This is a genomic window from Haloechinothrix halophila YIM 93223 (genome assembly GCF_000504245.1).
In the GTDB taxonomy this organism is placed as follows: Bacteria; Actinomycetota; Actinomycetes; order Mycobacteriales; family Pseudonocardiaceae; genus Haloechinothrix_A; species Haloechinothrix_A halophila.
In genome coordinates this window covers 455,671-470,569 of sequence record NZ_KI632509.1, presented here as the reverse complement: position 1 = coordinate 470,569, position 14,899 = coordinate 455,671, and the positions used below count along the sequence as shown (strand labels likewise).

Annotated in this window: 19 protein-coding genes; 7 read left to right on the top strand and 12 right to left on the bottom strand. The window is 66.1% G+C overall.

Annotated elements, in window-relative coordinates; translation table 11 throughout:
* Positions 1-13: 13 nt before the first annotated feature.
* The 8 genes from AMYHA_RS26175 to AMYHA_RS02235 form a co-directional block, all read right to left on the bottom strand.
* A complete protein-coding gene (locus AMYHA_RS26175; protein WP_084036723.1) occupies positions 14-658 on the bottom strand; it encodes a DUF3558 domain-containing protein in 645 nt (214 codons plus the stop codon).
* A gap of 1 nt (position 659) precedes the next feature.
* Entirely contained in the window at positions 660-1,028 is a 369-nt protein-coding gene (locus AMYHA_RS02260) for a hypothetical protein (protein ID WP_034267492.1), read from the bottom strand.
* A 161-nt stretch (positions 1,029-1,189) separates the two neighbouring features.
* Positions 1,190-1,873 (bottom strand): ERCC4 domain-containing protein, encoded by a 684-nt coding sequence (locus AMYHA_RS02255; RefSeq protein ID WP_196776821.1) that lies wholly within the window; start codon positions 1,871-1,873, stop codon positions 1,190-1,192.
* Between the two features lie 262 nt (positions 1,874-2,135).
* The gene (locus AMYHA_RS02250) at positions 2,136-2,645 is read right to left on the bottom strand and encodes a hypothetical protein (protein ID WP_034267489.1); all 510 of its coding nucleotides are present in this window, start codon (positions 2,643-2,645) and stop codon (positions 2,136-2,138) included.
* 178 nt (positions 2,646-2,823) lie between these two features.
* Positions 2,824-3,117, bottom strand: coding sequence for a hypothetical protein (locus tag AMYHA_RS02245; RefSeq protein ID WP_034267485.1), 294 nt, complete (start codon positions 3,115-3,117; stop codon positions 2,824-2,826).
* Complete coding sequence (locus AMYHA_RS02240; RefSeq protein ID WP_034267482.1) at positions 3,110-3,430, bottom strand: hypothetical protein; 321 nt, start codon at positions 3,428-3,430, stop codon at positions 3,110-3,112. The genes AMYHA_RS02245 and AMYHA_RS02240 overlap by 8 nt, the downstream gene beginning before the upstream one ends.
* On the bottom strand, positions 3,427-3,549 hold the full coding sequence (locus AMYHA_RS28150; RefSeq protein ID WP_269189729.1) for a hypothetical protein: 123 nt from the start codon (positions 3,547-3,549) through the stop codon (positions 3,427-3,429). Before AMYHA_RS28150 ends, AMYHA_RS02240 begins: the two co-directional genes overlap by 4 nt.
* 41 nt (positions 3,550-3,590) lie before the next feature.
* Positions 3,591-4,076: a hypothetical protein gene (locus AMYHA_RS02235; protein WP_034267479.1), complete on the bottom strand. Its 486-nt coding sequence runs from the start codon at positions 4,074-4,076 to the stop codon at positions 3,591-3,593.
* Between the two features lie 174 nt (positions 4,077-4,250).
* Between AMYHA_RS02235 and AMYHA_RS02230 the strand changes: the two genes are divergently transcribed.
* Positions 4,251-5,624 carry a hypothetical protein gene (locus tag AMYHA_RS02230; RefSeq protein WP_034267476.1) on the top strand — a complete coding sequence of 458 codons (1,374 nt, stop codon included), beginning with the start codon at positions 4,251-4,253 and terminating at the stop codon, positions 5,622-5,624.
* Positions 5,625-5,709: 85 nt separating this feature from the next.
* On the opposite strand, the gene AMYHA_RS27330 is transcribed toward AMYHA_RS02230, so the two are convergent.
* Positions 5,710-5,880, bottom strand: a complete 171-nt coding sequence (locus AMYHA_RS27330) for a hypothetical protein (RefSeq protein ID WP_169732886.1) — start codon at positions 5,878-5,880, stop codon at positions 5,710-5,712.
* Between the two features lie 17 nt (positions 5,881-5,897).
* Between AMYHA_RS27330 and AMYHA_RS02225 the strand changes: the two genes are divergently transcribed.
* Complete coding sequence (locus tag AMYHA_RS02225) at positions 5,898-6,539, top strand: hypothetical protein (protein ID WP_034267474.1); 642 nt, start codon at positions 5,898-5,900, stop codon at positions 6,537-6,539.
* Positions 6,540-6,590: 51 nt separating this feature from the next.
* Here the strand turns inward: AMYHA_RS02225 and AMYHA_RS02220 are convergent, their stop codons facing one another.
* Positions 6,591-7,010: a nitroreductase/quinone reductase family protein gene (locus AMYHA_RS02220; protein ID WP_034267471.1), complete on the bottom strand. Its 420-nt coding sequence runs from the start codon at positions 7,008-7,010 to the stop codon at positions 6,591-6,593.
* Between the two features lie 22 nt (positions 7,011-7,032).
* Entirely contained in the window at positions 7,033-7,296 is a 264-nt protein-coding gene (locus tag AMYHA_RS02215) for a DUF1905 domain-containing protein (RefSeq protein ID WP_034267468.1), read from the bottom strand.
* Positions 7,297-7,816: 520 nt separating this feature from the next.
* Between AMYHA_RS02215 and AMYHA_RS02210 the strand changes: the two genes are divergently transcribed.
* The gene (locus AMYHA_RS02210) at positions 7,817-8,083 is read left to right on the top strand and encodes a DUF7715 family protein (protein WP_157361733.1); all 267 of its coding nucleotides are present in this window, start codon (positions 7,817-7,819) and stop codon (positions 8,081-8,083) included.
* 78 nt (positions 8,084-8,161) lie between these two features.
* Positions 8,162-9,040 (top strand): hypothetical protein, encoded by an 879-nt coding sequence (locus AMYHA_RS02205; RefSeq protein ID WP_034267462.1) that lies wholly within the window; start codon positions 8,162-8,164, stop codon positions 9,038-9,040.
* 63 nt (positions 9,041-9,103) lie between these two features.
* On the opposite strand, the gene AMYHA_RS02200 is transcribed toward AMYHA_RS02205, so the two are convergent.
* Positions 9,104-9,919 carry an alpha/beta fold hydrolase gene (locus tag AMYHA_RS02200; protein WP_034275448.1) on the bottom strand — a complete coding sequence of 272 codons (816 nt, stop codon included), beginning with the start codon at positions 9,917-9,919 and terminating at the stop codon, positions 9,104-9,106.
* A 141-nt stretch (positions 9,920-10,060) separates the two neighbouring features.
* On the opposite strand from AMYHA_RS02200, the gene AMYHA_RS02195 reads away from it, so the two are divergent.
* From AMYHA_RS02195 to AMYHA_RS02185, 3 genes are all read left to right on the top strand, one after another.
* Positions 10,061-10,723: an alpha/beta hydrolase gene (locus tag AMYHA_RS02195; protein ID WP_034267459.1), complete on the top strand. Its 663-nt coding sequence runs from the start codon at positions 10,061-10,063 to the stop codon at positions 10,721-10,723.
* A 57-nt stretch (positions 10,724-10,780) separates the two neighbouring features.
* Positions 10,781-11,401 (top strand): L-threonylcarbamoyladenylate synthase, encoded by a 621-nt coding sequence (locus tag AMYHA_RS02190; protein ID WP_034267456.1) that lies wholly within the window; start codon positions 10,781-10,783, stop codon positions 11,399-11,401.
* Positions 11,402-11,494: 93 nt separating this feature from the next.
* Positions 11,495-14,782, top strand: a complete 3,288-nt coding sequence (locus tag AMYHA_RS02185) for a DEAD/DEAH box helicase (RefSeq protein WP_034267453.1) — start codon at positions 11,495-11,497, stop codon at positions 14,780-14,782.
* Positions 14,783-14,899: the final 117 nt, after the last annotated feature.

The window sequence follows — 14,899 nt, the reverse complement described above, 5'->3', positions numbered from 1 at the left end:
CAGTAGGGCAGCATCACCCTTCCCCCTTCATTGTTTTCACGGCGAGTGTAGCGATCTTGCGAGCTAAACCGCAGGGGTCGTCGGTTATTTCTTTCTTCTCGTCTAGTACCTGGACGCCGTAAACCAGGTTATCGCGAAGGCCAACCGCAAGGCCGCAATCGCCCTTATCGCTTCCATCTTCGAATTCTGCCCGTACAGCTGGATGTCCCGCGATTGGGGCAAGTTCTTGCCATACCTTGTATTCACCAGCCTGGTGTCGTTCGTAGATTCGGCTCAGGCCTTCCGGTGGCGGGTCCGCAGTACCGAAGGCCCCACTGACACCGGCGAAAGTTGCTTCGGCTGGATACCAGTCGCATGTGGGGCCAGACGTAGCGTCAGGGTTTGGCTCGGCGTCGACGTCTTCGAATCCGATTGATTTGAACTGCGTTGCCGTTATCACTGAGCAGGGATTCGGCAACCACTCTTCGGCGTTGATCGGCTGAGAAACGGAAGGTGCGCCGCTGTGTGGCAGGCCGCCAGCGGAGTTGTCCGAGGTTTCCGTGACTGTATTGGGGTTGTCAGATGGATCTGGATCCCCGGCCTCGCTACTTGAACATCCAGTCAGAAGGACGGCGACTACACTTAGTGTCGCCAGTATCGTTCTTTTCGCCCCGGTCATGTCAGTGCTTTACCCCTTTGTCGAAGCCCCATTGTAGATCTTCCTCGCGATTCAAGTAATCGGCTCGCAACTTCTCGAGCTTTCGGACGAAATCACTCAGGGCGTCAATGTAACTTCTGTTAAACTCCAGATAGCGTTCAGCGTGCTCGCGTGCAAATGATACGAACTGGTCCCCTGCTGGATGATCTGGCGGTTTGAGCATGTTTTGAAAATACAGTTCCGCGTCGCGTCTGGCGCGGTATAGCTCCCGCTGGATCAAGTCGTTCGTGTCGTCGATAATGCGCTGGATGCCGTCGGCATCGAACGCGATGTCCTCGACCTCACCGACTGCGGCCGATGTGTTCGCCAGATAGCCATCGATCCTGACCATGACAGCAGATCCCCTTTCGTCCCCATGCGACGCGGCCCCACCCTGGCCGCAGTCGACGCCATGTCACCGTAGCCAACCGGTGATGCGGTCACAATCGGTTCCATCACATCGTCGACGGTGACTCCCACGTCTGGGTTCAGGCCGACCACTAATCGGGTTCCCTACTGGTGTGCGTCGCGCCAAGCCTGCCACACCTCGGGCCGCAGCCTGCCCCGGTCGGACACGGGAAGTCCCTGGTTCATGGCCCACGCGCGGACTTCGGCGGTCGACGGTTCGGGCGCCGCGGGGGCGCCGCTGGTCTCGCTGTCGGCGGCCGGGACGATGCGGGGGAGCGCGTCCCGTTCGGTGTCGGCCCACTGCCGCGCGGCGGCGAGGTAGCGGTACGTCCACTCCTCCGCGAGCTGACGGTTCTCGCAGAACACGATCGGTACCTCGCTCCAGCGCACCTGAAGTTCGGCGAGGCCATCGGCGACGTCGGCGGGGCGCATCCGGTCGAGCTTGAAGATCTCCGAGTAGCGGTCCTCCACGACGACGGCCGCGCGGGGCAGTGCGGCGAGTTCGCCGAGGGCGTAGCGCAGCGTGCCGTTGGTCAGGCTGGTCACCAGGTCGCCCAATGACTTCCGCTCGACCGCCGCGACCAGCCGTTCATCCAGGATCAGGCCGTAGTCCCCGCAGGGCAACGACCGCTTTTCGACGTTCACCTGCTGGGTGCTGAATCGGTACGGGTACCGCTCGCGGCCGTCGACGACGATGTCCAGGTCGGCGATCCCGGACGCGCGCCGTGGTGAACACCAGTTGCGAGCGGCTCTCTCGGTAACGGTCCAGCACGACGTCGATCGCGGCACCTCGACGTCGACAGGTCCGCAGCGGCGTGCGTTCCACGATGTCCGGATTGTCCGGCCACTCGTCCGTCGACACCGGATAGCAGTACAACGCTTTGGTGCGTGGCCAGGTCCCCGACGTGCGAAACACCAGGCCACCCTCGATAGGCAGCCGTAGCAGGTAGCCCAACCGCGAGTCTGGGTCAGGGTTGCTGGCGATCAGCAGGTCCACAGCGGCAGTGTCGCAGGACGGCGCGTTGCTCCACTCCACGCGGTGACCGCAGGGCTATCGCGGGTGCCCACGTGGACGACGTGACTCGGTGTGCCGTTGCCGGTAGAGCTGTTGCAGTTCCTGGTATGCGGCAATGACGTCGCCGATTTCGCTCTTGCGTTTCTTGCGGATGATCCGTGCCTTCGTGATCGCGAGGGCGCAGAGTGCGAGGATGATGCCGCTTATCGCGAACGCTATCCACCTGTTGGGGAAGCCGTCCGGAACGCTGCCGATGCTGATACCGAGCGCCAGGAAGCCGACGATCGCATAGAATGTCGCGAGGAGGCCCTGCCGGTTGAACGACTTGGACCGGTACTTGTTGCGTTCTCGCGCATGGTTGAGCGTGGTTTCCGACAGCGGGTCGAAGCCTTTGGCGCGCTCGATCTCACGGGCACGCTCAACGACGGCGGGATCGCTGCGGAGCGTGTCCGGTGACTCGCCTTCGAGGAAAGGACCGTGGTTCAACTCAGCAGTGGTCGTTCCGGGACGGGCAAGGGTCAGTTCATTGCGCACGTCATCATTCACGGCCTGCCAGCCTGCCGATCTCGCGGCCTCATTGATCGCGGCTGCGCCGAGCTGTCCGTACTTCGATGTGTCCAGGGTGTAGCGGCCCTTGACGTCGGGTGTCGCTGCCGCGAGTTCCGCCCTTAACTGCTTGTAGGGGTCGTTCTCCTGGGCCGAACGAACCGCCGCGTGTGGGTTCCTATCGAAGTTCAGAAACCAGGAAACGCCCCTTGACCTCGTCTCCGACGTGATGCCAGCCGTGCTTGTTAGCGGCCTTGACGATGCGTTCTTTGGGGACCGCCTTGTAGTGCATCCAGTCGATCCGCAGAACCTGGTCGGTAGCCGACGGCAGCATTTGTTCGAACGCTTTCAACTGCTTTGCCCGGCTGCGAAGATTCGACGTGTTCCCTGTTCCGAGCGCGAGCCAGAGCACGACGAGCACGGACCAGATGATCAGAACGATGCTGGCTGTGTTGAGGGCTTCGTCAGTCATCGAGCGACAGCTTCCTGCGCTTTCCCTCGCGCGGCGCGAACCGCAAAATCGTGTTCGAATGCCGCGAACCCTCCTTGAGGAACCGGTATCCTCGAGAGCTTGCGACGTCTTTAACCATGTGATCGGACAGGGGTGACGCATGGCCGAGGACCACCTCAGACACGCTGTCGTTTCGCGGTGAATTGAGCGCCTGAACGACGTACGCGATCGCTTTGTCGAGGTCCCGTCGATTCAACCGGACCCGCCAGATGATCGTGTATGTTGCCAGGACAGCCAGATCGAGGACGAAAATGAACGTGGCGAGTGGACTCATAGTGCCCCGCTGAGATGATCGGCGAAGGACTCGTTCTTCTCGGTGAAGCTCACGCTATGTGCGATGTCGTTGAGAATGCCCGCGTAGTAGGGCCAGTCGGCGAGAAAGGTGCTCGACATCGAGAGGATGGCAATCCTCCGCAGGCTGGGAAAAGGAATGATCACTTGTGCCTGCCGTACGGTGTTCGTATTTCGTGTGGTTCGGCCTGCGATGGTAACGGGGAGTCGCCCCGCACTTCTTCGCCGACGACAAGGCCGTCCCCGGAGGGAAACCGCACGAAGGCGGTCTCGCGCGGTTCGCCAGGTTTCCTGAGCCCACCAGCGACTGCTGCGAGTGGACGTTCACCACTGAGTTTGATGTTCTTGACGAAGATGGCGAACTGCGCGGCGCTCAGCGTCGCGGGATTCGCCTCGGATCGGCACACGCAGAGTGCGGCATAGACCGCGACGGCTTCGCGGAGCTTGTCCACGCCCTCTTCCCAGTCATCTCGGAAGCCCGCGCACGCTTCGTCTAATATGTCCGGACCGATCGAATCGGGGCCGAGGTCAGCGAGCCGTTTGGTGGCATGGTCCAGGTTTTCGTTGGTGCGATCGAGGTTCTTCCCCAGCGCGTCCAGTCCGCCGATGTCGACCGTGAAGTCCGGCATCGCGAACGTCCTCCCCACAGTGTTGTCACATCGCGATCAGGGTAGCGAGGAGTGCCACTAGGTGGGGCGTGATCTAACAATGACACCGAACACGGTGACGAGTCAGGGTTACGTCCGGTCGTAATGCGGCAGCCCGGTTGTCGGCGCTTCACTCGCGGCGGCTGTAATGGTTCGGTGCCGGACTGGACATATCAGCCATTGCGGGGCATCGCGAGCACGGTGCTGGGGGAGCGACGGTCACAGCGCATGGCGCTGCGCCTGCTGGTGGGGGTGCCCGGTGGCCGTCGTCTTGTCGTACGGGCATTCGGCCATCGTCATCCGCCGGTAGATGTCGCAGAGCGGCTGGGTGCGGTCGTGCCCGCGGAGGTCGCCGACGACGCCAGGCGGGCGCTGCCGCCGATCGGGGCTGGCTTCGTGGAGACGGAACCACAGCCGGGCGATGGCAGGGTATACACCTCCTCGGCCGACGTCGACGCTGCCGCAGGAGTACTCGCCGATCCGGCGAAGACGCTGATCGTCACGCCACAAGTACTGACAACGGCTGGGCCGGGCTGGTTCCAGCGGGTGACCGAAGCGGTCACGCCGACCGAACCAGCGCCACGACTCCGGGATGTGCCGCGCGATCCCCGCCGGTGGCCCGCGTGGCTGTGGGGTCTGCTGGTTGGGCCCGGCATGATCGGCGCGGGAGTTGGCGCGGCCGCGATCACGCTCGGACCGGTGCTGCTCTGGTACGACGAGGACTACCTCGGCGTGGGACTGGCTGACCTGCACGCGCTCAACCACCAGTTGGTGCCGTTCCTTCAGCACGACCGGATCACCATGGCGGGTACGATGGTCGCGATCGGCTCGCTCTACGCCGGGCTCGCCTACGGCGGGATGCGGCAGGGTTGGCCCTGGGCTCGCGACGCACTGCTGGTGTCTGGCTTGATCGGGTTCCCGACGTTGTTGTACTTCCTCGGCACCGGTTTCATCGAGCCGCTGCACACTGCGGTGGTCGTAGTGCTGTTCCCGATGTTCGTGGCGGCGGTATGGCGTCGCGACCACCATCCGAAGTGGACATACCGCGGCGAGGGATCCGAGGTGGTGCGGCGCAGGGCGTTAGTCGGGCAACTGCTCTTGGTGGTGACCGGCTGCGGATTGTTCGTGGGCGGCTTCGTGGTGTCCGTGGTCGGCCTTACCACCGTGTTCGTGCCTAGTGACCTGGTGTTTCTCGGTGTCGACGTGGACACGCTCCGGGCGGTGAACGCGCGGCTGCTGCCGTTCGTCACGCATGACCGGGCCGGCTTCGGCGGCGCGCTGATGGCGGCGGCTGCCGCCATCACGCTGCTCAGCGCATGGGGCTGGCGGCGTGGCGAATCGTGGGTGTGGTGGACGCTACTGGCGTCAGCGTGTGCAGGGTTCCTGCCTGCCGTCCTGGTGCATGCGGTCATCGGCTACACCGACTTCTGGCACCTTGCGCCGGTGTATTTTGGGATGCTGCTGACCGCGATCGCGCTGGTGCTGGCCCGGCCGTACCTGATGGCGTGCGGCTCGGTCGGGAGTCGATAGGCCGAGTGGCGATCTCCTGCTCCCGGCCGATGCGTGGAGCGCGACGAACCGACCGGTCCGTGAGCCCTGGCGACCGAGTTCACGACTATCGCTGACTGTCCTCGGCCTGCGACGCCTCGGCCAAGCGGGCGTGCAGTCTCTCCCGGATCTCCTCCGGGGTGTAGGCCCGTCGACGTCGTTCCGCCCTGGTGATCACCACGCCGGTCGCGGCGACACCGGCAATACCTGCCAGCCCGAGTATCTTCCACCAGCGCATGTGCCTAGGCTACAACCGTGCCCGACGCGCGGATCAGCCTCGACGAGGCCGTCAACCAGACGCGTACCGGCGACGTGTGGCTGTTCCGTGGCCACAAAATGGCCGACCGTGCCATCCGCGTGACGACGAACAGTCCGGTGAACCACGTCGGCATGTCGGTGGTCATCGAGGACCTGCCGCCGTTGATGTGGCATGCCGAGCTCGGCCGGTCGTTGCCCGACATGTGGACAGGCACCCGACAGCGCGGTGCTCAGTTGCACGATCTGCGCGAAGCGGTCGTCGTCTGGGGTAACCGGTACGGCCAGCGCGCGTGGTTGCGGCAGCTCGACCACGACGTCACGCGGGAGACGGAGGACGCCGTGCTGCGCACCATCGCACGGCTGGACGGCACGCCGTTCCCATCGACAGCGAAGCTGGCATCGCGGTGGTTTCGCGGGCGGGTACCGACCCGAAAACGGCCTGCGGGGGAAGGCGGTCTGGAGACGGCCTATTGCGCGGAGATCGTCGCCATCACATACGAGGCGATGGGGCTTCTCCCCGGTGGGCGGCGGCCAAACTGGTACGACCCTGGACGGTTTTGGAGCGGCGACGACCTCGCCTTGTCCCTGGGCGCGCGGCTTGGTGAGGAGATCGCGGTGGCAGTTCCGCCGGGGCGTTAGGAGTTCAGCGTGTCGCCTTCGTGCAGGACCCGGGCGTACGCCTCGAATGGTTCAAGCGTCGAGGTCGATGCGGATCGTCAGTAGGTCCGTGCCCAATGATCGGACCGCTGCGGCGTTGAGCCGTGCGCTGAGACGCAGCTGGCCGAGCTTGCGCTGGCGCTCGCGTGGATTGTCGTCGGCGAGGACGTGCGCAGTGCCGCTACGCCAGCGGCCACGCACCCGCACGCGCACTCGTGGATTCGCTTCGATGTTGCGCACGTAGGCCGAGCGGCGTCCGTGCTCGGCGACGATCCAAAACACGTCGCCGTCCAGCCCTTCGCCGACGGGGACTCGGCGCGGTTGACCGGATTTGCGGCCGGTGGTCTCCAGCAGCGCGAAGCCGGGTAGCGGCACGCCTCGCAGTAACGCGCTACGGATGACGGGGTTCGCGATGCGGCGCTGCACGAACGTCACCAGTTGGTACTTGTCCATCGGTGGATTGTGCCGCTGTTGCTCAGCGACGGCGAATGGTCACGGTGACTGGGTCGCCCTCGTCGACGTCGTTGGCCTTGCGAACGGCGGCCTTGATCGCGACGAAGCGGGTGCCGTCGCCTTTCGGCATCACCGACGTCTCCCACCGGCTGACGCCGACCTCGGCAACGATCGGGATGAACCCGTCGTGCTCGAACTCGTCGCTGATGCCGTCCGGGACGTCGACGTGGTACCAGCCGCCCGGGCCGTCGAACCGCTCGACCTCGCCGGTGAAGGTCCACTGCATGGCGGCAGTATGGCGCGAGAGGCCGACAGCTTTGGTGGCTGGTCGACCGCGATCAGTTGGAAAGCCGCGCTGACCGATGCTGGCGGGAATTCTACGTCATTTGATTTTGTTTCCGAGCTATGCAGTGCCGCCACTGGCAAGAGTGATTACTGCTACGGAAGCTGATACAGATGCGGCAAGTGCTGAAATGGTGGCAGCTTGCCCGCCGATGCTTGACAGAACTCGGCGGCCGAGCCCTCGCCACGAGCTTAGGCGCAGGGTCATATTCAGTTTTTGCCACTTGTGCTCTCGTAGATAGCACCCCATGAGGATCCCATACGCATTGTTCCTGCACAGTCCGCCGCCACGTGTCTCCGCGCAACACCACATGGGCGCTTGAAACAAGGTGTAAATGACTACGGCCCCAGACATTGCCGCGAGCACAGCCGGATTAAGCGTCAGCCCGAACCAGGCATACACAATGAATCCGAGTAGTAGGTATCCCCAGGATCGTTTTAGCGTGGCTTTGGTCGACTTCTTCATGGAAACTAAGCTTATGGAGTACGGCACGTACGGAGGTAGCTGCGTGTGGGTGAAGGAACGTGGGAGCCAGGTAGTCGCGATCGCCGACCTGAATAGGGACGACTACGTCACGGCGATCGGATCGAGCATGGCCGCGCAGGGGTACGACCCAGCTGCCGCTCCATTCGTCGCGGACGCGATGCTCGACCTGGTGGCCGACTTGCCGGACGGTGTGGTGACCGAGCACCGGCCGGACCAGCTGCGCCTGCGGGAACCGGTGAACTGACCTGCGCCTTCACTCCCACGGGTGCCACTGACGTGCCTATTTCTTCGGACCACGCCCCGCCGTGGCACCATGTGCGCCATGCCCAAGCCCGAACAGTCCGACGACGGCAGGCACCTGCGGGCCGTGCCGGATGAATCGCAGCAGGACGATATCGACCTTGACGCCATGCGCAGGCAGCTCGAAGAGGCGGGTGCGCCAGCGGAGCTGCTGAGCGCCCTCGACGGCGTGACTGACCCGGATGAGTTCGTCCAGCGGATCGCTGAGGCCATGCCGGAGCCGGACACGACGCCCGACGCCGTGATCGAAGGCTTCGCCGACCTGCTGACGCCGGAGACGACACCGCTCGAGGCTGAGCTCGCGGGCGCGGACTTCCTCGGCATGGTGCGCAGGGCGGCCCCTGACGTCGACGTCACGCGCGAACTGCTTTCCGACCTGATCGCGAGCGCGGAGAAGTCCGCCGAGCCGCACAGTCTCGCCATGCTGCGCGCGGTCGCCGCCGCTGGCGCGCCCGGCGTGCGTGAAGCCGCGAACGAGAGCGCCGCGAAGCTGGCCGCAGCGGGCGTGGTGGAGCCGCCGTGGCACGACCGCCTCGGCAAACCGGAGTTCGACAGGTCGTTCGGCTACCGCGACGACGACGGCGGGCAGGAGGCCATCGCCACCGTGTTCCATTACGACGCCGCCGAGCACGCGGTCGTCGTGCTGATCGATCACGCGATGGGCGGCGGCGTGAAGGACGTCTTCTTCAGCGACCAGACCGACGTGATCCGCGGCGAGTACGAGCGCGCGTCCGAGGCGATGGGCTGTGAGCTGCGCGAACACGGTCGCGAGCAGGCGCATCTCATCCTCGCGTCCGCGCTGGAGCAGCCGTCGTGCGCCGAGCACGCCGAGCAGGTGGAGGACGTCCTGGACTACCGCGACCTGCTGCGCCGCAGGGTGGAGGCCCTGGCACCGGCGTAGCGCGGGGCTTGCCCTCGGACCCGCTCGGGTATGGGCACCGGTACCTGTCCGGACGCCCCGACCTTAACGCTCGGCCAGCCAGCGGTGCAGCCGCGTCGCGAGCCGCACCGGCTGGTCGAGCTGGACCAGATGCCCGGCGTCCTCGATCACCTCGAACTGGGCGTCGGGGATCGCCTCGGCGAGCGCGCGGCCCCTGTCGAGCGGGATCCAGGTGTCCTCCCTGCCCCACATCACGGCGACCGGCAGGTTCAGGTCGGAGTACCGCGGCTCGATCTCGTCGGTGTAGGCCTGGTCGGCTTGGGCGATCTGCCGGTAGAACGCGGTCTGTCCGACGTCTCCGAGCCACGGCGTGACCAGCATGTCCGACTGGTCCAGGGTGAGCCCGACGTGGCTGGCGCCGTCGACGTAGGCACGTACCGCGCTCTCGTGGATCGCTGGCGGCAGTGTGGCGAACACCTCGGCGTTGTCCCGCACCAGCCGGAAGAACTCCGAACCCCATGGCGCGACCGCGACGACATCGACCAGTGCGAGCGAGGCGTATATCGCGTCGTGCAGCAGGTGCGCCCGCAGCGACACCGCGCCACCGTAGTCGTGTGCGACGACGTGCGGCGCGGCCAGTCCCCAGTGCCGCAGCAGGTCGGCGAACAACTCGCCCTGCACATCGAGCGACACCCGGTGGTCTGGGTCCATTGAGGACTCCCCGTACCCCGGCATGTCCCAGAGGTAGCAGGTGAACTCCGCCGACAGCGCTTCGGCGTATGGCAGCCACAGCCTGCTCGACCAGGGTGTGCCGTGGCAGAACACGACGGCGGGCCCGCTGCCGATCCGTCCCCATCGGACGTGCCTGCCCTGCCACTCGAACGTCTCCGTCAGCCCCATGGCGATCAAGCGTACGGGGCCAGGCGGTTGTGCACCCGCCGACGGGTGCGTGGCGATCTCGAGACATCGTGTCATCCGGACGGCCACGACGCCGCACGCACCGCCCGGTGCGGTGCGTGCGACACACGTCAGGATGGTGACATGCGCATCCACTCCGGGGACACCGCACTCGCCGCCGACCTCGTCACGCCCGCCGAGCCAAGCGGCGCCGGCTTGCTGTTCGTGCACGGCTACGGCAGCGACCGCCGCAGGCAGACTCTCCGCGCTACGGAGGTGAGCCAGCGGCTCGGCCACACGGGGCTCGCCGTTGACCTCAGCGGACACGGTGACAGCCCCGGCGACCTGCGGCAGTGCACCCGGCAGGATCACCTACGCGACGTCGTTGCCGCCTACGACGCGCTGGCCGCCGCCGAGGATGTGGAGCGGATCGGCGTGTGCGCCGCGAGCTATGGCGCATACCTGTCCTGCCTGCTGCTCGGCGAACGTCCCATCGAGCGACTACTGCTCCGCGCGCCCGCGCTCTATATCGACGCGGAAGGACCGGACCCGGAATCGCGGCAGCACCTGCGCGCGCTGATCGATACCAACGCCGCACTCGCCAACCTGGCTGCGTTCGACGGCGACACCCTCGTGCTGGAGTCTGAACACGATGAGGTGATCTCGCAGCGCTCTATCGAGGCATACCTGCACGCCGCCCGGCACGGCACTCACCGCGTGCTCGCGGGCGCGCGGCATGCCCTGACCGACGACGCCAGCAACGCCGCGTTCCTCGCCGAGATCATCGACTGGTTCACCGGCCTCTGACGCGGCTAGCGACGCGGCGGTGTGCACGCGGCGCCACGTGGCCATTACTCTCGCCGGATGGCGAGGTACTACGACGTCCACCCGGTCAACCCCCAACCGCGCGCGATCGGCCAGGTCGTCGCGTTGCTGCGCAACGATGGCCTGATCGCCTATCCCACCGACTCCTGCTACGCCCTTGGCTGCATGCTCGGCAACAAGAAAGGGCTCGACCGGATCAAGGAGATCAGGCAGCTCGATGACCGGCACCACTACACCTTGATGTGCCGCGACTTCTCCCAGCTCGGGCAGTTCGCCGAGGTCGACAATACGGCGTTCCGCGCGATCAAGTCGGCCACGCCTGGCCAGTACACCTTCATCCTGCCCGCCACCCGCGAGGTGCCGCGCAAGCTCATGCACCCGAAGAAGCGAACGGTCGGTGCGCGGATTCCGCAACACTCCGTCGCTACCGCCTTACTGGACGAACTCGGCGAGCCGCTGCTGTCGACGACGTTGCTGCTGCCAGGCGTCGAAGAACCGATGACGGACGGCTGGCAGATCAAGGAGGAGCTGGACCACGTCGTCGACGCGGTGATCGACTCGGGGGAGTGCGGCACCGAGCCAACCACGGTGATCGACTTCTCGCACAGTGAGCCGGAGATCGTCCGCTATGGCGCGGGCGACACCACTCGTTTCGAGTAGCAACAGCACCGCACGGCGCATTTCGCCGAACTGGGACGTCACTCGCGGTGGGCGAGCCACCGGCTTGTCGGTCCCGGCCGATATCCTCGCGGGGTGCGTTACGAGGTGCCCCTGGACATCGATCCGGCCGAGATCATCGAGGCGGTCGGTCCGGACACCTATGCCCGCGGCCTGAAATACGCACGTGAGGGCAAGGTGGAGCGGGCGGTCTACCGCGCGCGGGCCGGCGCCATCGTCGGAACGGTCAACGGCAACGCCCGCAAGCCTTACACCACCACCGCCCGGCTCGCCCCGGAAGGCGGGTTCGCCCACGGCGAGTGCAGCTGCCCGGTCGGGTTCAACTGCAAGCATGTCGTCGCGCTGGTGCTCGCCGCTGGCGATGACGGCGAAGGCAATGGCGAGCAGACGTCGAGTAGCTGGGAGCAGCCGCTGCAGGAACTGTGCGGCACGAAGCAGACCGCGGCCACCCACCCGCCGCTCGGTATCGAGCTGATGGCGTCGCGTGGCTTGCGCGGCAGGGAGCACAACGTCTCCGCGCGGCTGGTGCGGCCGGGTAAACGCGACGGCTGGGTGGCCGGTGACCTGAGCTGGACCAGGCTTGACTCGCTGCACCTCTACGGCGACTACGACGACGAGCAGGTGCGACTGCTGCAGGAGCTGTACGCGCTCGCGCAACCGCCGGGCGGCGCACGGTACCCCGGCCGCTACCACGGCTACTCCTCGGCCGACGACAAGTACATCGACTTGTCGACGTTCGGCTCGCGGCAGCTCTGGCCGCTGCTTGACCAGGCGCGTTCCGCCGGGGTGCGGCTGGTGCACGGCTCGCGGCGCGGCGAACTCGACCCGGTGTGTGACGCCGAGGTGTGTCTCGACGTCACCCGGTCGAAATCCGGTGGGCTCGACGTCACGCCGCTGCTGCGAGTCGACGACGGCGACGCCGGGTTCCTCGACCGCGTCCAGCCTCGGCCACTGCGGTTCATCGGCCGCAACGGTCACGGCCTCGTCTTCACCGACCGCGCCGCCGCGAAGGGCGACCCTAGCGGCTGGCCGTTGTGGCTGGCCAAGCTGGCGAAACCGGCGTCGGAGCAGCTGCAACAGCTCGTGCTTGATGGTCGCAAGCTGCCGATCCCCGCGGCGGGCGTCGACCGATTCCGCGACGAGTTCTATCCGCAGCTGCGCCACACCGCGACCATCATGTCCTCGGACGACTCGTTCGCGCCGCCGGAGATCTCCGAGCCGGAGCTTGTGCTGACCGCGGATTACCGCGAGGGCCACGAACTCGAGCTGAGTTGGGCGTGGCGGTACCACATCGGCGACGCACCGCTGACCATCCGGCTGGATGGGCCGCTGGCGGACAGCGGCGTGCGCGACCTGCCCGCCGAGCAGGCGATCGTGGAGCGACTCGACACCGGTCTCGAACGGTTCTCGCTCGCGCGCGGCGGCCAGAGCCAGGCGCGGATGCTGCGCGACACCCGGCTGAGCGGCGTCGAGACCATGCGGTTCACCACCGAGCTGCTGCCGCTGCTGTCCGACACGCCGGGGCTCGAGGTCACGATCACCGGCGAGCAGCCCGACTACCGCGAGGCGGGCGAGTCGCTGCGGATCGGACTATCCACAGAGGAATCCGACGGCAGGGACTGGTTCGACCTCGGCGTATCGATCACCGTCGAAGGTCGCGAGGTGCCGTTCAGCGACGTCTTCAAGGGCATCGCGCGCGGCGAGTCGCATCTGCTGCTGCCGGATGGCGCGTTCTTCTCGCTGGAGAAGCCGGAGCTGCAGTCGTTGCGGCGGCTGATCGAGGAGGCCCGCTCGCTGCAGGACGTCGACAGCGACATCTTGCAGATCAGCCGGTTCCAGGCCGACTTGTGGGGTGAGCTGACCGAGCTCGGCGTCGTGGAGAGCCAGGCGTCGGAGTGGCGGCGACAGGTCGACGGGCTGCTCGCGCTCGGTACGCTCGACCCGCCCAAGCTGCCCGCGAACCTCAACGCGCAGCTGCGCCCGTACCAGGAGGACGGCTACGGCTGGCTCACGTTCCTATGGCGGCACCAGCTCGGTGGGGTGCTCGCCGACGACATGGGTCTCGGCAAGACGTTGCAAACGTTGGCGCTGGCCAGCCATGCGAAAGAGAGCAGCGGTGGGGACATTCCGCCGTTCCTGATCGTCGCCCCCGCTAGCGTGGTGTCCAACTGGGCGACCGAGGCGCAGCGGTTCACGCCCGACCTCAACGTCGTGCCGGTCGGCGAGACGCTGGCCCGGCGCGGCGAATCACTCGTCGACGTCTCGGCGGGCGCGGACGTCGTCGTCACGTCCTACACCCTGCTGCGGCTGGACTTCGAGGAGTACGAGAGCGTCGCGTGGTCGGGTCTGGTGCTGGACGAGGCGCAGTTCGCGAAGAACCACAAGTCGAAGGTGTATCAGTGCGCGCGGCGGCTGCCCGCGCCGTTCAAGCTGGCGATCACCGGTACGCCGATGGAGAACAACCTGATGGAGCTGTGGTCGCTGCTGTCGATCACCGCGCCAGGGCTGTTCCCGAACCCGACCCGCTTCAAGGAGTACTACTCCCGCCCGATCGAGCGCGGCGAGTCGCCCGAACTGCTGGCACAGCTGCGGCGGCGGATCAAGCCGCTGGTCAAGCGGCGGACCAAGGAGCAGGTTGTCGCGGACCTGCCGCGCAAGCAGGAGCAGGTGCTCGAGGTTGAGCTGCACGAGCGGCACCGCACGATCTACGAGCGCCACCTGCATCGGGAGCGGCAGAAGGTGCTCAAGCTGCTGGACGACGTCGACCGCAACCGGTTCACGATCCTGCGGTCGCTGACGTTGTTGCGGCAGCTCAGCCTGCACCCTGCGATGGTCGACGAGCAGTACGCCGACGTCCCGTGCGGCAAGCTCGACGCGTTGTTCGAGCACCTGCACGAGGTCATCGACGGTGGGCACCGTGCGCTGGTGTTCTCGCAGTTCACCGGGTTCCTCGACCAGGTGCGCAAGCGGATGATCGACGAAGGCATCGCCTACACCTACCTCGACGGCAAGACCCGCAACCGCGCCGATGTGATCGATCAGTTCAAGAGCGGCGACGCGCCGGTGTTCCTGATCAGTCTCAAGGCTGGCGGTTTCGGCCTCAACCTGACGGAAGCGGACTACTGCTTCCTGCTCGACCCGTGGTGGAACCCCGCCACCGAGTCGCAGGCCGTCGATCGGACACACCGCATCGGCCAGACCCGCAACGTCATGGTGTACCGCCTGATCTCCTCGAACACCATCGAGGAGAAGGTGATGGCTCTCAAGGAGCGCAAGGCCCAGCTGTTCGCCAGCGTGATGGAGGACGGCGGCGCGTTCAGCTCCGCGCTGGACGCCGACGACATCCGCGCCCTGTTCGAGTAGCGGCGCGACCGTGGGCCGAGCCGCGCCAGTCGCGCGCTTTTGTGCTGGAATGTCGCGTTCGCCCCACCTGTCAAGTGGATCATCAGACATCGCGGCGACACGTATCACCAGAACGCC